The organism is Pseudomonas aylmerensis (assembly GCF_001702265.1).
Taxonomy (GTDB): Bacteria; Pseudomonadota; Gammaproteobacteria; order Pseudomonadales; family Pseudomonadaceae; genus Aquipseudomonas; species Aquipseudomonas aylmerensis.
Genome location: NZ_MAUE01000023.1, coordinates 74,455 through 87,906, shown reverse-complemented (window position 1 = coordinate 87,906; position 13,452 = coordinate 74,455). Strand labels below are relative to the sequence as shown.

At 62.3% G+C, this 13,452-nt stretch carries 9 protein-coding genes; 7 read left to right on the top strand and 2 right to left on the bottom strand.

The annotated features are described in order from the left end of the window. Positions 1 to 24: 24 nt before the first annotated feature. Complete coding sequence (hisD, locus tag BBG20_RS16080) at positions 25 to 1,308, bottom strand: histidinol dehydrogenase (protein ID WP_065905032.1); 1,284 nt, start codon at positions 1,306 to 1,308, stop codon at positions 25 to 27. Positions 1,309 to 1,983: 675 nt separating this feature from the next. Between hisD and mexE the strand changes: the two genes are divergently transcribed. From mexE to BBG20_RS16065, 3 genes are read left to right on the top strand one after another with little or no spacing between them, the layout of a single operon-like run. Next, the gene (mexE, locus tag BBG20_RS16075; protein WP_065905152.1) at positions 1,984 to 3,225 is read left to right on the top strand and encodes a multidrug efflux RND transporter periplasmic adaptor subunit MexE; all 1,242 of its coding nucleotides are present in this window, start codon (positions 1,984 to 1,986) and stop codon (positions 3,223 to 3,225) included. Between the two features lie 15 nt (positions 3,226 to 3,240). Next, positions 3,241 to 6,420, top strand: coding sequence for an efflux RND transporter permease subunit (locus tag BBG20_RS16070; protein WP_065905030.1), 3,180 nt, complete (start codon positions 3,241 to 3,243; stop codon positions 6,418 to 6,420). Beyond that, complete coding sequence (locus BBG20_RS16065) at positions 6,417 to 7,832, top strand: efflux transporter outer membrane subunit (protein ID WP_065905026.1); 1,416 nt, start codon at positions 6,417 to 6,419, stop codon at positions 7,830 to 7,832. Before BBG20_RS16070 ends, BBG20_RS16065 begins: the two co-directional genes overlap by 4 nt. 180 nt (positions 7,833 to 8,012) lie before the next feature. On the opposite strand, the gene BBG20_RS16060 is transcribed toward BBG20_RS16065, so the two are convergent. Continuing rightward, a complete protein-coding gene (locus tag BBG20_RS16060) occupies positions 8,013 to 9,029 on the bottom strand; it encodes an AraC family transcriptional regulator (protein ID WP_065905151.1) in 1,017 nt (338 codons plus the stop codon). A gap of 168 nt (positions 9,030 to 9,197) precedes the next feature. On the opposite strand from BBG20_RS16060, the gene efeU reads away from it, so the two are divergent. From efeU to efeO (BBG20_RS16040), 4 genes are read left to right on the top strand one after another with little or no spacing between them, the layout of a single operon-like run. Next, on the top strand, positions 9,198 to 10,043 hold the full coding sequence (gene efeU / locus BBG20_RS16055; protein WP_065905025.1) for an iron uptake transporter permease EfeU: 846 nt from the start codon (positions 9,198 to 9,200) through the stop codon (positions 10,041 to 10,043). Positions 10,044 to 10,053: 10 nt separating this feature from the next. Then, a complete protein-coding gene (efeO, locus tag BBG20_RS16050) occupies positions 10,054 to 11,256 on the top strand; it encodes an iron uptake system protein EfeO (protein WP_065905023.1) in 1,203 nt (400 codons plus the stop codon). Positions 11,257 to 11,270: 14 nt separating this feature from the next. Next, on the top strand, positions 11,271 to 12,575 hold the full coding sequence (gene efeB, locus BBG20_RS16045) for an iron uptake transporter deferrochelatase/peroxidase subunit (RefSeq protein ID WP_065905147.1): 1,305 nt from the start codon (positions 11,271 to 11,273) through the stop codon (positions 12,573 to 12,575). A 26-nt stretch (positions 12,576 to 12,601) separates the two neighbouring features. Beyond that, entirely contained in the window at positions 12,602 to 13,420 is an 819-nt protein-coding gene (gene efeO / locus BBG20_RS16040) for an iron uptake system protein EfeO (RefSeq protein ID WP_065905021.1), read from the top strand. Positions 13,421 to 13,452 lie beyond the last annotated feature (32 nt).

Below are 13,452 nucleotides of genomic sequence, written 5' to 3'. Positions count from 1 at the left end.
CCATTGCGGGCAGCAGGGCGTGACTCAAGCGGTGGTCTTGTAGCGACGGATGCGGATATCCGCCTGCTCCTTGTGGCCGGCAAACCCTTCCATCGCGCAGAGTCGAGAGCAGTACTCGCCCACCAGCACCGAGGCCTCATCCGTCAGCACGCGCTGGTACGTACAGGTCTTGATGAACTTGCCCACCCACAACCCGCCGGTGTACCGCGCGGCTTTGGTGGTCGGCAGGGTGTGGTTGGTGCCGATGACTTTATCGCCATACGAGACGTTGGTGCGCTCCCCGAGGAACAGCGCGCCGTAATTGGTCATGTGCTCGAGGAAATACAACGGATCACGGGTCATGACCTGGACATGCTCGGAGGCGATGCGATCGGCCTCCTCCACCAGTTCCTCAACACTGTCACAGAGGATGATTTCACCGTAGTCACGCCAGGCGATGGCAGCCACCCCGGCCGTCGGCAGGACCGCCAGTTGGCGCTCGATTTCGGCTGGAATCGCCTCGGCGAGCGCACGGCAGTTGGTCAGGAACACCGCCGGAGAGTTCACCCCATGCTCTGCTTGCCCCAGCAGGTCGGCGACCACCAGTTCTGCATCCGAGGTTTCGTCAGCGATAACCAGGGTTTCGGTGGGGCCGGCAATCAGGTCGATACCGATCTTGCCGTACAACTGGCGCTTGGCTTCTGCCACATACGCGTTACCGGGGCCGACGACCATGTCGACCGGCGCAAACGTGTCGGTGCCCAAGGCAAGCGCGGCAATGGCCTGCACCCCGCCGAGGCAGTAGATCTCGTCAGCGCCCGCCAGGTGCATCGCCGTGACGATGGCCGGATGCGGGCGGCCATCGAACGGCGGCGCCACGGCCACCACGCGCTTGACGCCGGCGACCTTGGCGGTCAACACGCTCATATGCGCCGACGCCAACAGCGGGTATTTGCCGCCGGGGATATAGCAGCCCACCGAGTTCACAGGAATGTTCTTGTGCCCCAGGATCACGCCCGGCAGGGTCTCGACCTCGACATCCACCAGCGCAGCCTTTTGCACCTGCGCAAAGCGGCGCACCTGCTCCTGGGCAAAGGTGATATCGCCGATCTCTTGCGCCGAGAGGCTGGCGACGCAGGCAGCAATTTCCTCATCGGTCAGACGAAAGCTGAGCGGGTCCCACTGATCGAACTGCCGGGAATACTCACGGACCGCGGCGTCCCCCTGGCGACCGACGTTGGCAATGATGTCAGCCACCACATCGCGAACCTGGCTCGCGATCTCGGCCTGTGCAGCCACCGGTTTGGCAGTCTTGAGGTATTGAATCATGTCTTGCTCCAGTTTAAGTACGCGTCGTCAGCCAAGCCTCGAAGCACGGGCGTGCTCGACAGATACCTGGCAACTGGAGTCGATTTTCCGGGCTGCACGGCCCTGTCCACAATTTCGCACTGACCGCCCAGGTGACGCACGATGACGCACGACGCCCCCAAGTTAATTGCGGCAACAGGCGCGCCTGGGGATGACCGCCTCGCACAGTCCGGCAGGTAGCAATTGATAACATTCCGCTGTCGGAAAATTGGAATCAAACCTCACGGTGACTCACTCACGCTACGAGCCCAGTCGATAAAACCCGCGCTGGGTGACTCTGCCTGAACCAGACCGCGAGATAACACTGCATGAGCCTATCAGCGACCGTCACCCAGCCGACTGTCACCAGGGCCGCGCAGACCATCGCGAGGAACGGGCCTTTATTTTTAGCGCTTCCATGCGCACGCTGCACGGAACACCGAAATCTACCCCCCGGAAAATCCTGAGTTGCACCGCACGCAATAGTGTTTTGTCATCAAGCCCATTGATAGCCCCCTAACGAAACCCCCATGCTAGAGGGCTAATCTCGCGCTTATATCATTCCGAATGATAGTTACCTTTGCTTCATTCGATTCGTGACATAGCACAGCGCCGCGCATGATCCGCCCATCTCAAATACATTGGCGGATGCACCTCATGGAACAGTCACTCAAACATTTGCGCTTTCCCCTGGCGATTTTGGCCGTGGTGGTGATGAGCGCATGCGGCAAGACCCCGGAACAAGCGGCCGCCATGCCAGCTGCAAAAGTCAGCGTGGCGAAGGTGCTGGAGCAACCGGTCAACGAGTGGGACGAATTCACCGGTCGCCTGGAGGCACCGGAAACCGTGCAGATTCGTCCACGCGTCTCGGGCCAGATCGATCAGGTGGCCTTCATCGAAGGCGCCCTGGTGAAGAAAGGCGACCTGCTGTTCCAGATCGACCCGCGCCCGTTCCAGGCTGAAGTGCGCCGCCTCGAAGCCCAGCTGGCACAAACCAAAGCCGCCGCCTCGCGCAGCGACAATGAAGCCCAGCGCGGCGAACGCCTGCGCCAGAGCAATGCGATCTCCGCCGAACTGGCCGACTCGCGCACCACCGCCGCCCAGGAATCGCGCGCCGCCGTCGCCGGGATCCAGGCGCAGTTGGACCTGGCCAAGCTGAACCTGAGCTTCACCCGCGTGACCTCGCCGATCAGCGGCCGCGTCAGCCGTGCCGAAATCACCGCCGGCAACCTGGTGACCGCCGACGTCACCGCGCTCACCAGCGTGGTCTCCACCGACAAGGTCTATGCCTACTTCGACGCCGATGAGCGCGTATTCCTCAAGTACACCGAGCTGGCTCGCCAAGGCCGTCGTGGTGCTACCACCCCTGTTTACCTGGGCCTGTCCAACGAAACCGGCAACCCGCACCTGGGCCAGATGAACTTCGTCGACAACCAGGTCAACCCGGCCACCGGCACCATCCGGGGTCGCGCCGTGTTCGACAACAGCAAGGGCGAATACACCCCTGGCCTGTATGCGCGCCTGAAACTGGTCGGCAGCGGCACCTACTCCGCCGTGCTGATCAACGACGAGGCCGTGGGCACTGACCTGGGCAAGAAGTTCGTGCTGGTGATGGACGGCGACAAGCCGGCGTATCGCTCGGTGGAACTGGGGCCGAAGATCGAAGGTTTGCGCATCGTACGCAGCGGCCTGAACAAGGACGACACCATTATCGTCAAGGGCCTGCAGCGCGTGCGCCCTGGGTCGCCGGTCGCTCCGGAAACCATCCCGATGGCCAGCAAGGAAACCCTCGCGGCCTTGGCACAACAACGACAAGCGCTTGAAGCCAGCAACCTGGAGCAAGTGGCGCCGGAAAAAACCGCGCCCAAGCTCGCAGCCGTTGCGACTCCACGCGGTTAAGGGATACGACTCAAGATGAATTTTTCCAAGTTCTTCATTTCGCGGCCGATCTTCGCAGCGGTGCTCTCGCTGTTGATCCTGATCGCCGGCGCGATCTCGCTGTTCCAATTGCCGATCAGCGAATACCCCGAAGTCGTGCCGCCGACCGTGGTGGTGCGCGCCAACTTCCCGGGCGCCAACCCCAAAGTCATCGGTGAAACCGTGGCCGCTCCGCTCGAGCAAGCCATCACCGGCGTCGAGAACATGCTGTACATGTCCTCGCAGTCGACCGCCGACGGCAAGCTGACCCTGACCATCACCTTCGCCCTGGGCACCGACCTGGACAACGCGCAGGTGCAGGTACAGAACCGGGTGACGCGGACCCAGCCGAAACTGCCTGAGGAAGTGACGCGCATCGGTATTACCGTGGACAAGGCCTCTCCCGACCTGACCATGGTGGTGCACATCACCTCCCCGGACCAACGCTACAACATGCTCTACCTGTCCAACTACGCCATCCTCAATATCAAGGATGAGTTGGCACGCCTGGGCGGCGTGGGCGATGTGCAGTTGTTCGGCATGGGCGATTATTCCCTGCGTGTGTGGCTGGACCCGAACAAGACCGCCTCGCGCAACCTGACCGCCACCGATGTGGTGACGGCCATTCGTGAACAGAACCGCCAGGTGGCCGCCGGTGCATTGGGCGCGCAGCCTGCACCGAATGACACCAGCTTCCAACTCTCGGTCAACACCCAGGGCCGCCTGGTCACTGAGGAAGAGTTCGAGAATATCGTCATCCGTGCCGGTGCCAACGGCGAAATCACCCGCCTCAAAGACATCGCGCGGGTGGAGTTAGGCTCCAGCCAATACGCCCTGCGCTCGTTGATCGATAACCAGCCAGCCGTGGCGATTCCGATCTTCCAGCGCCCTGGCTCCAACGCCATCGACATCTCCAATGAAGTGCGGGCGAAGATGGCGGAGCTCAAGCAGAGCTTCCCGGAAGGCATGGATTACCGCATCGCCTATGACCCGACCGTCTTCGTGCGCGGCTCCATCGAGGCAGTGGTCCACACCTTGTTCGAAGCACTGATCCTGGTGGTGCTGGTGGTGATCCTGTTCCTGCAGACCTGGCGCGCCTCGATCATTCCATTGGTGGCGGTGCCGGTATCGTTGATCGGTACGTTTGCGGTGATGCACCTGTTCGGCTTCTCACTCAACGCGCTGTCACTGTTCGGCCTGGTATTGGCCATCGGCATCGTGGTGGACGACGCCATCGTGGTGGTGGAGAACGTCGAGCGGAACATCGAATTGGGACTCGAACCATTCCCGGCCACTGAAAAGGCCATGAGCGAAGTGACCGGCCCGATCATCGCCACCGCGTTGGTACTGTGTGCGGTGTTCGTTCCAGCGGCCTTCATCAGCGGCTTGACCGGACAGTTCTATAAGCAGTTCGCCTTGACCATTGCGATCTCGACGGTGATTTCGGCGTTCAACTCGCTGACCCTGTCGCCCGCGCTGGCAGCGGTATTGCTTAAAGGTCACGACGCACCGAAGGACCGCTTCTCCAAGTTCCTCGACAAGTTGCTCGGCGGCTGGTTGTTCAAACCGTTCAACCGCTTCTTCGACAAAGCCAGCCATGGTTACGTCGGCACCGTACGCCGGGTGATTCGCGGCAGCGGCATTGCGCTGTTCCTGTACGCCGGCCTGATGGTGCTGACCTGGTTGGGCTTCGCCCACACGCCGACCGGTTTCGTCCCGGCCCAGGACAAGCAATACCTGGTGGCCTTCGCGCAATTGCCGGACGCCGCGAGCCTGGACCGCACCGAAGACGTGATCAAGCGCATGTCTGACATCGCCATGAAACAGCCCGGCGTGGAAAGCGCTATCGCCTTCCCCGGCCTGTCGATCAACGGTTTCACCAACAGCCCGAATAACGGCATCGTGTTCGTGACCTTGAAGCCATTCGAGGAGCGTAAAGACCCGAGCCTGTCCGCAGGTGCGATTGCCGGTGCACTGAACGGCAAGTACAGCAGTATCGAGGAAGCCTACATGGCGATCTTCCCGCCGCCGCCGGTACAGGGCCTGGGGACGATTGGCGGCTTCCGCCTGCAGGTCGAAGACCGTGGCAACCTGGGTTATGACGAGCTGTACAAAGAAGTGCAGAACATCATCACCAAGAGCCGTGGCGTACCTGACTTGTTCGGCCTGTTCACCAGCTACACGGTCAACGTGCCGCAGGTCGATGCTGCCATCGACCGTGAAAAGGCCAAGACCCACGGCGTGGCGATCAGCGACATCTTCGACACCCTGCAGATCTACCTGGGTTCGTTGTATGCCAACGACTTCAACCGCTTCGGCCGTACTTACCAGGTCAACGTGCAGGCTGAGCAGCAGTTCCGCCAGGATGAAGACCAGATCGGCCAGCTGAAAGTGCGTAACAACAAAGGCGAGATGATCCCGCTGGCGACCTTTATCAAGGTCAGCGACACCTCGGGCCCGGACCGCGTGATGCACTACAACGGCTTCATCACCGCAGAAATCAACGGCAACGCCGCACCGGGCTACAGCTCCGGCCAGGCCCAGGCGGCGATTGAGAAACTGTTGAAGGATGAACTGCCCAACGGCATGACCTACGAGTGGACCGACCTGACGTATCAGCAAATCCTCTCGGGCAACACCGCGCTGTTCGTGTTCCCGCTCTGCGTACTGCTGGCGTTCCTGGTACTGGCCGCCCAATACGAAAGCTGGAGCCTGCCGTTGGCGGTGATCCTGATCGTACCGATGACGCTGCTGTCGGCCATCACCGGGGTGATTATCTCGGGCGGCGACAACAACATCTTCACCCAGATCGGCCTGATCGTACTGGTGGGCCTGGCGTGTAAGAACGCGATTCTGATCGTCGAGTTTGCCAAGGATAAACAGGCCGAGGGTCTCGACCCACTGGCGGCGGTACTCGAAGCGTGCCGTCTGCGTCTGCGGCCGATCCTGATGACCTCGTTCGCCTTCATCATGGGTGTAGTGCCCCTGGTGTTGTCCAGCGGTGCCGGTGCCGAGATGCGTCATGCCATGGGTGTGGCGGTGTTCTCCGGGATGATCGGGGTGACCTTCTTCGGTCTGTTGCTGACGCCAGTGTTCTACGTACTGATCCGACGTTATGTGGAGCGCCAGGACGCGCGCAAAGCGGCCAAGGCCTTGAAGCTGGAGACACAGCAATGAGCGTGAAAATATTCCTGCCGAGCCTCCTGGTACTGGCGCTTGCCGCCTGTGCCGTGGGCCCGGACTACAAGACCCAGACCCCGGAGGCGGCCAATATCACCGCCGCCGTGGACGCCAAGAACTACGACCACGCCAAGTTCGAAGGCATCTGGTGGCAGCAATTCGAAGACCCGACCCTCAACCAGTTGGTGACTCAGTCGCTGCAAGGTAACCGTGACCTGCGCGTCGCCTTTGCCCGCCTGCGTGCTGCCCGTGCGATTCGCGATGACGCCAGCAACGACGCCATGCCGGTAATTACCAGCCGCGCCAGCAGTGACCTGGGCAAAGGGCAGATCCCTGGCCAGACCACCAAGCGCGTCAACAGCGAGCGTTACGACCTGGGCCTGGACATGGCCTGGGAACTGGACCTGTTCGGTCGCATCCAGCGCAACCTGGAAGCCACCGACGCCGACCAGCAGGCTGCCGAAGCCGACCTGTACCAACTGCAAGTCACCATGATTGCCGAACTGGTGGACGCCTATGGTCAACTGCGCGGCGCACAATTGCGTGAACGCATTGCCCTGGACAACCTGAAGAACCAGCAGGATTCGCGCACCATCACCGTGAGCCTGCGCGATGCCGGGGTCGGCGACCAACTCGACGTCGAGCGTGCCGACGCACGCCTCGCGGCGGTGGAAGCCAGCGTGCCGCAACTGCAGGCCGAACAAGTGCGCGAGCGCAACCGCATCGCCACCCTCCTCGGCCAGCGCCCCGACAAGCTGACCGTCGACTTGAGCCCCAAAGACCTGCCGGCGATTGCCAAGGCGTTGCCGATCGGCGACCCGGGGCAACTGCTGCAACGGCGCCCGGACGTCCTCAGCGCCGAACGCAAACTGGCCGCCGCCACCGCGCGTATCGGCGTGGCCAAGGCCGACCTGTTCCCACGGGTCAGCCTCAGCGGCTTCCTCGGCTTTACCGCCGGGCGGGGTTCGCAGATCGGCTCATCGGCCGCCAACGCCTGGGCCCTTGGCCCGAGCATCACCTGGGCCGCATTTGACCTGGGCAGCGTGCGCGCACGTTTGCGCGGTGCCGATGCACAGGCCGATGGCGCGCTGGCGACCTACGAGCAGCAAGTCCTGCTCGCACTGGAAGAGTCCGAAAACGCCTTCAGCGACTACGGCAAACGCCAGCAACGCCTGGTCTCGCTGATCCGTCAAAGCGAATCCAGCCGCGCCGCCGCCGATCTCGCGGCAATCCGCTACCGCGAAGGCACCGTGGACTTCCTGGTGCTGCTCGACGCACAACGTGAACGCCTGGCCGCCGAAGACTCCCAGGCCCAGGCCGAAGTAGACCTGTATCGCGGCATCGTGGCGATCTACAAGGCGTTGGGTGGTGGCTGGCAGCCGGATACGGTGGTAGCAACCGCCAAGTAATTCAAGCGCTCCTTTGGTTGGTCGCATCCAGCCAATTTTTAGCCCCGTGGTCCATTCGGTCACGGGGCTTTTTTTGTTTGGAGGGTCCTGGAATGTTGAAGGTTTGAATCGTCCTGGGCTGACTGTTGAAACGTGGCGCACGAATTCCACCCTTCCAAGCGTCAGCGCAAAGCTGATGCCTTACGTAGCCTCATTCAAAATCAAACTCCGATAATGCCCCGGATTCGATCCGCTCCATTTACGAAACGCCTTATAAAACGAACTGGTATCGGCAAACCCCAACCGCTCGGCAATCTGCGCGAAGCTGATCTGCGGTTCCGCCAGCCAGACAATCGCCAGCTCTTTGCGCACGCTGTCCTTGAGGCCTTGGTAGGTCTGCCCCTCTTCCGCCAGGCGCCGGCGCAGGGTTGATGCAGAGATACACAGGCTGGTAGCGAGGCCCTCGGTTTCCGGCCAGGTGTCGGGGGGCATTCGGCGCAGGTCGTGCTTGATGCGGTTGGCCAGGCTGTCGGGGTCGCGGTATTTGACCAGGATGTTGGCCGGCGCATGGGCCAGGAAGCGTTTGAGTTCCTCTGCGCTGCGCTTGATTGGCAGGTCCAGGCAGTCGGCGGAGAAAATCATGCGGGTGCGTGGCCGATCAAACCGTAGGTTGTCGGAAAACATCACCTGGTAGTCATCGCAAAAAACCGGCCGGGGGCAGCGCAGTTCAATCGCCAGAATCGGTATCCGTCGCCCCGCCAGCCAACAGGCCACGCCATGGACGATCATCCAGTAGGTGAAGTAGGTAAACGCCCGCTTGGGCTCGACCTCAGGCTCCAACAGCACGATCTCGGCCAGGCTTTGCTGGCGCACCAACTGGGCGGGCAGTTGCTCGAACATCAAGGATAAAAACCCCAGGCCGGTTTCCAGGCTGGCGTCGAGGCTCGTTTGCGCCATGGCTGCGCGACACAGGAACGCCAGGCTGCCGGATTTGAGCTTGCGTGGGTCCATGCCGAAGAACTCATCGTCCAGGCGACGCGCGAGCAGGCGCCACAAACGTGCGTAGGTGGTGGCCGACACCCGTGCAGCGGGCTGGTCAAGCAGTGCCGGGTCGATGCCGACTTTGTTCAGCACTTCAACGCTGGCCGCACCCGGCGCGCAGCTCTGCAACAAGGCTTCGCGCACGAGGTGGATGGAAATGGTGTCTTTTTCCGACATGGGGGGTTGGGCAATCCGATCGCGCACAAGATGGCCTGCATCATAAGGGCGGTTGCGCTTCGCCACCACCGTTTAGCCGCTGTTCAGCAAACGTCAATATTCCTTGTTTAGTAATGAGTATCATTATGTTACAACTTAGCCTCCTATCTAGTTATGATGCGGTGCCGAATGCTTGTTCCTTTTCTCATCATGCTGCGCGAAGGCATTGAAGCCGCGCTGATCGTCGGCATCATCGCCAGTTACCTGCAACAGACCGGCCGCGGCCAGTGGATGCCCGCCGTCTGGATCGGCGTCTTCCTCGCCGCCGCGCTCGCGTTGCTGGTGGGCGGCGGCCTGGAACTGGTCAGCGCCGAATTCCCGCAAAAACAGCAGGAATTGTTCGAAGGCATCGTCGGCCTGGTCGCCGTGGGCATTCTCAGCTCCATGGTGTTCTGGATGCGCAAGGTCGCGCGCTCGATCAAGCACGCCCTGCATGAATCTCTCGACCACGCGCTGGCCGGCTCCAGGCACCAGGTCACGGCGCTGATCCTGATGGTGTTTTTTGCCGTGGCCCGTGAAGGCCTGGAAACCGTGTTTTTCCTGCTGGCGGTGTTCCAGCAGAGCGAAGGCCCGGACGCTCCGATTGGCGCCCTGCTCGGCCTGATCCTGGCGATTGTCGTCGGTTTCCTGATCTACTCCGGCAGCATGCGCCTGAACCTCGGCGCGTTCTTCCGCTGGACCGGCCTGTTCATCCTGGTAGTGGCTGCCGGCATCCTGGCCAACTCGGTGCAGGCCCTGCACGAAGCCGGCGTGTGGAACCACTGGCAGACCGTCTTGTTCGATTTCAGCGCCGTGTTGCCGATGGACAGCCCGCTGGGCTCGGTGCTGGCCGGGATGTTCGGCTATCAGGAAGCACCGACCATCAGCACGCTGGGCGCCTACCTGATTTACCTGGTGGTGGCCCTGGTGATGTTCTTCCTGCCTGCGGCACCGGCCAAGCCTGCCGCCACCACCTCTTCCGTTTCCAGCCATTAAGGACCGTCTCTTGTCCAACCCAACTCCTCAACCGGCTTCGCCACCCCGCGCCTTGCGCTGGGCCGTGGCGGGCTCGGTGGTCGTGATGATCGCCGCCGGCGGCCTGTTCTATTACGCCTCGCAGCTGGCCGCCAGCAAGCGCCAGGCCAACCACAATGAAATCGCCGTGACCATTCATGGCCACGCCTGCGAGCCCAACGAGCTGACCGTACCGGCTGGCCGTGCGAGCTTTCGCATCATCAACCGCTCGGACCGGGCGGTGGAATGGGAAATACTCGACGGCGTGCTGGTGGTCGAAGAGCGCGAAAACATTGCGCCGGGCCTGAGCCAGGTGATCAACGCCAACCTGTTGCCCGGCGATTACGCGATTACCTGCGGCTTGCTGAGCAACCCGCGCGGCACCTTGCATGTGACGCCAACGGCGGAGTCCGATGCCCAGGCCAAGGCCAAGCCGTCGATGGTGGCGTTTATCGGCCCGCTGTCGGAGTTTCGCGTGTACCTGAGCAGCCAGGGCAGCGCGCTGGTCAAGGCGGTGACCGCCCTGCAGCAGGCAATCGACGCCGGTGACCTGGCCCAGGCGCAGGCCCTGTATGTGCCGGCCCGCGAGGCTTATCAACGGTTGGCGCCGGCGTCACAGCGCCTGGCCGAGTTAGACAACGCCATCAACGCGCGTGCCGATTACTTCGAAAAGCGTGAACAGGACCCGGCCTTCAGCGGCTTCCACCGCCTCGAATACAGCCTGTTCCAGCAACGCACCGTCGAGGGCCTGGCCCCGGTTGCGCAGCGCCTGCTGACCGACGTCACCACCCTCAAGCAGCAGTTGCTGGCCCAGTCGCTGCCGCCGGAGCAACTGGTGGGCATCGTGGTGCGCAACCTCAACAGCCTCGCCGACGTGCGCGCCCTCAGCGGTGAGGAAGAGCGCTACAGCCATATCGACTTGAATGGCTTTGCCGCCAACCTCGAAGCCGCGCACAAAGTGGTCGAGCTGATGCGTCCGCTATTGACCAAATCCGCCGCTGACCTGCTGCCGAAAGTCGACAGCGCCCTCGCCGCCCTCGATGCCGAGTTGCAAGGCTTCAAGGTCGACAAAAGCTACGCGACGTATGACAGCGTCACCGCCGATCAGCGCAAGCAGATCGCCGACAAGGCCAAGGCTCTGGCCGCTGCACTCGATGGAATTGACCCAGCCCTTGGCCTCTCCGGCCTGCAGTGAAGACGACCGTACCCATGAGTGATTCAGAACAATTTTCCGCACAGCGCCGCCGTGTCCTGCTGGGCATGGCCGCGACCGGCGCCGCGATTGCCGGCAGTACCCTGACCTGCCCGGCCATGGCGGCCGCCGCCGAGCAAGTCACCACCGCACCGCGCAGTGACAAGACCCAGGACCACCACGATTATTTCGGCAAGCACCAGAGCGGCATCGTCACCCCGCGCCCGGCCTGCGGGATGCTGGTGGCATTCGATGTATTGGCCAGCGACCGCGAGGACCTGGAGCGCCTGTTCCGCACCTTGAACGAGCGCATCAGCTTCCTGATGACCGGCGGCACTGTGCCGCAAGTCGATCCGAAGTTGCCGCCCACCGATTCCGGGATTCTCGGCCCGGTGGTCACCCCGGACAACCTGACCATCACCGTGTCCGTTGGCGAATCGCTGTTCGATGAGCGCTTTGGCCTCACCGCCGCCAAACCCAAGCGCCTGAGCCGCATGGTCGGTTTCCCCAACGATGCGCTGGAACCGGCGCAGTGCCATGGCGACCTGAGCCTGCAGTTCAGCTCCAACACTCCGGACACCAATATCCACGCCCTGCGCGACATCGTGAAGAACCTGCCCGACCTGCTGCTGGTGCGCTGGAAGCAAGAAGGCAGCGCGCCGCCCCAGGCACCGAGCAAACCCGGAGAGCCGGCGCAGAGCGCGCGCAATTTCCTCGGTTTCCGTGACGGTTCGGCCAACCCGAACTCCAACGACGACACGGCGATGAACCAGATCGTCTGGGTGCAGCCCGGCAGCGACGAACCCGCCTGGGCCGTGAATGGCAGCTACCAGGCCGTGCGCATCATCCGCAACTTCGTCGAACGCTGGGACCGCACGCCGCTGCAGGAGCAGGAAAGCATCATCGGCCGCGTCAAGACCACGGGCGCGCCCATGGACGGCCATCAGGAAACCCAGGTGCCGGACTACAGCAAGGACCCCGAAGGCAAGTTGACCAAGCTCGATGCCCACATCCGCCTGGCCAACCCGCGCACCCCGCAGACTCAGGCCAACCTGATCCTGCGTCGGCCGTTCAACTACTCCAACGGCGTGAATAAAAACGGTCAGCTGGACATGGGGCTGCTGTTCATCTGCTACCAGGCTGATCTGGAGAAAGGTTTTATCAGTGTGCAAACCCGGCTCAACGGCGAGCCCCTGGAGGAGTACCTCAAGCCGGTCGGCGGCGGGTATTTCTTCACCTTGCCAGGCGTCACCGGGCCCAAGGATTTCATTGGGCGCACGCTGCTCGCTGCAACGCATCCTCAAACCACTGCCAACACCTAAAACAAACCCAGAGCGGAAACCGTCCCATGAAGAAGTCGACCCTCGCGTTGTCGTTGTTTATGCCCCTCTCGCCGCTGGCAGCCTTCGCCGCCACGGCGCCGTTGGACCTGGTAGGTCCGGTTTCGGACTACAAGATCTACGTCACCGAAGAAATCGGCGAGCTGGTGACCCAGACCCAGGCGTTCACCGACGCCATCAACAAGGGCGACCTGGCCACCGCCAAGAAGCTCTACGCACCGACCCGTGTGCATTATGAGTCCATCGAGCCGATCGCCGAGCTGTTCAGTGACCTGGATGCCTCGATCGACTCCCGTGTCGACGACCACGAGAAAGGCGTGACGGCCGAAGACTTCACCGGTTTCCACCGCATCGAGTACGTGCTGTTCTCGCAGAACACCACCAAGGGCCTGGAGACGCTGACCGCCAAGCTCAACACCGACGTCAATGACCTCAAGACCCGCGTCGATGGCCTGACCTTCCCACCGGAAAAAGTCGTCGGCGGCGCCGCAGCGCTGCTGGAAGAAGTCGCCGCGACCAAGATCTCCGGCGAAGAAGACCGCTACAGCCACACCGACCTCTACGACTTCCAGGGCAACATCGACGGCGCGAAGAAAATCGTCGACCTGTTCCGTGGCCAGATCGAGAAGCAGGACAAGGCGTTCCTGGCCAAGGTCGACAAGAACTTCGCCACCGTGGACAAGATCCTGGCCAAGTACAAGACCAAGGACGGCGGCTTTGAAACCTACGACAAGGTCAAGGAAAACGATCGCAAGGCGCTGGTTGGCCCGGTCAACACCCTGGCCGAAGACCTGTCGACCCTGCGCGGCAAGCTGGGCCTGAACTGATCAGGCGCACCTGACCTCCCGCGCCGGGCGCG

What these genes read in the sequence shown, in the direction of transcription:
- efeO (WP_065905021.1), top strand. Translation starts at nt 12,602, where the DNA reads ATGAAGAAGTCGACCCTCGCGTTGTCGTTGTTTATGCCCCTCTCGCCG.
- BBG20_RS16065 (WP_065905026.1), top strand. Translation starts at nt 6,417, where the DNA reads ATGAGCGTGAAAATATTCCTGCCGAGCCTCCTGGTACTGGCGCTTGCC.
- hisD (WP_065905032.1), bottom strand. Translation starts at nt 1,308, where the DNA reads ATGATTCAATACCTCAAGACTGCCAAACCGGTGGCTGCACAGGCCGAG.
- efeB (WP_065905147.1), top strand. Translation starts at nt 11,271, where the DNA reads ATGAGTGATTCAGAACAATTTTCCGCACAGCGCCGCCGTGTCCTGCTG.
- BBG20_RS16070 (WP_065905030.1), top strand. Translation starts at nt 3,241, where the DNA reads ATGAATTTTTCCAAGTTCTTCATTTCGCGGCCGATCTTCGCAGCGGTG.
- BBG20_RS16060 (WP_065905151.1), bottom strand. Translation starts at nt 9,029, where the DNA reads ATGTCGGAAAAAGACACCATTTCCATCCACCTCGTGCGCGAAGCCTTG.
- efeU (WP_065905025.1), top strand. Translation starts at nt 9,198, where the DNA reads ATGCTTGTTCCTTTTCTCATCATGCTGCGCGAAGGCATTGAAGCCGCG.
- mexE (WP_065905152.1), top strand. Translation starts at nt 1,984, where the DNA reads ATGGAACAGTCACTCAAACATTTGCGCTTTCCCCTGGCGATTTTGGCC.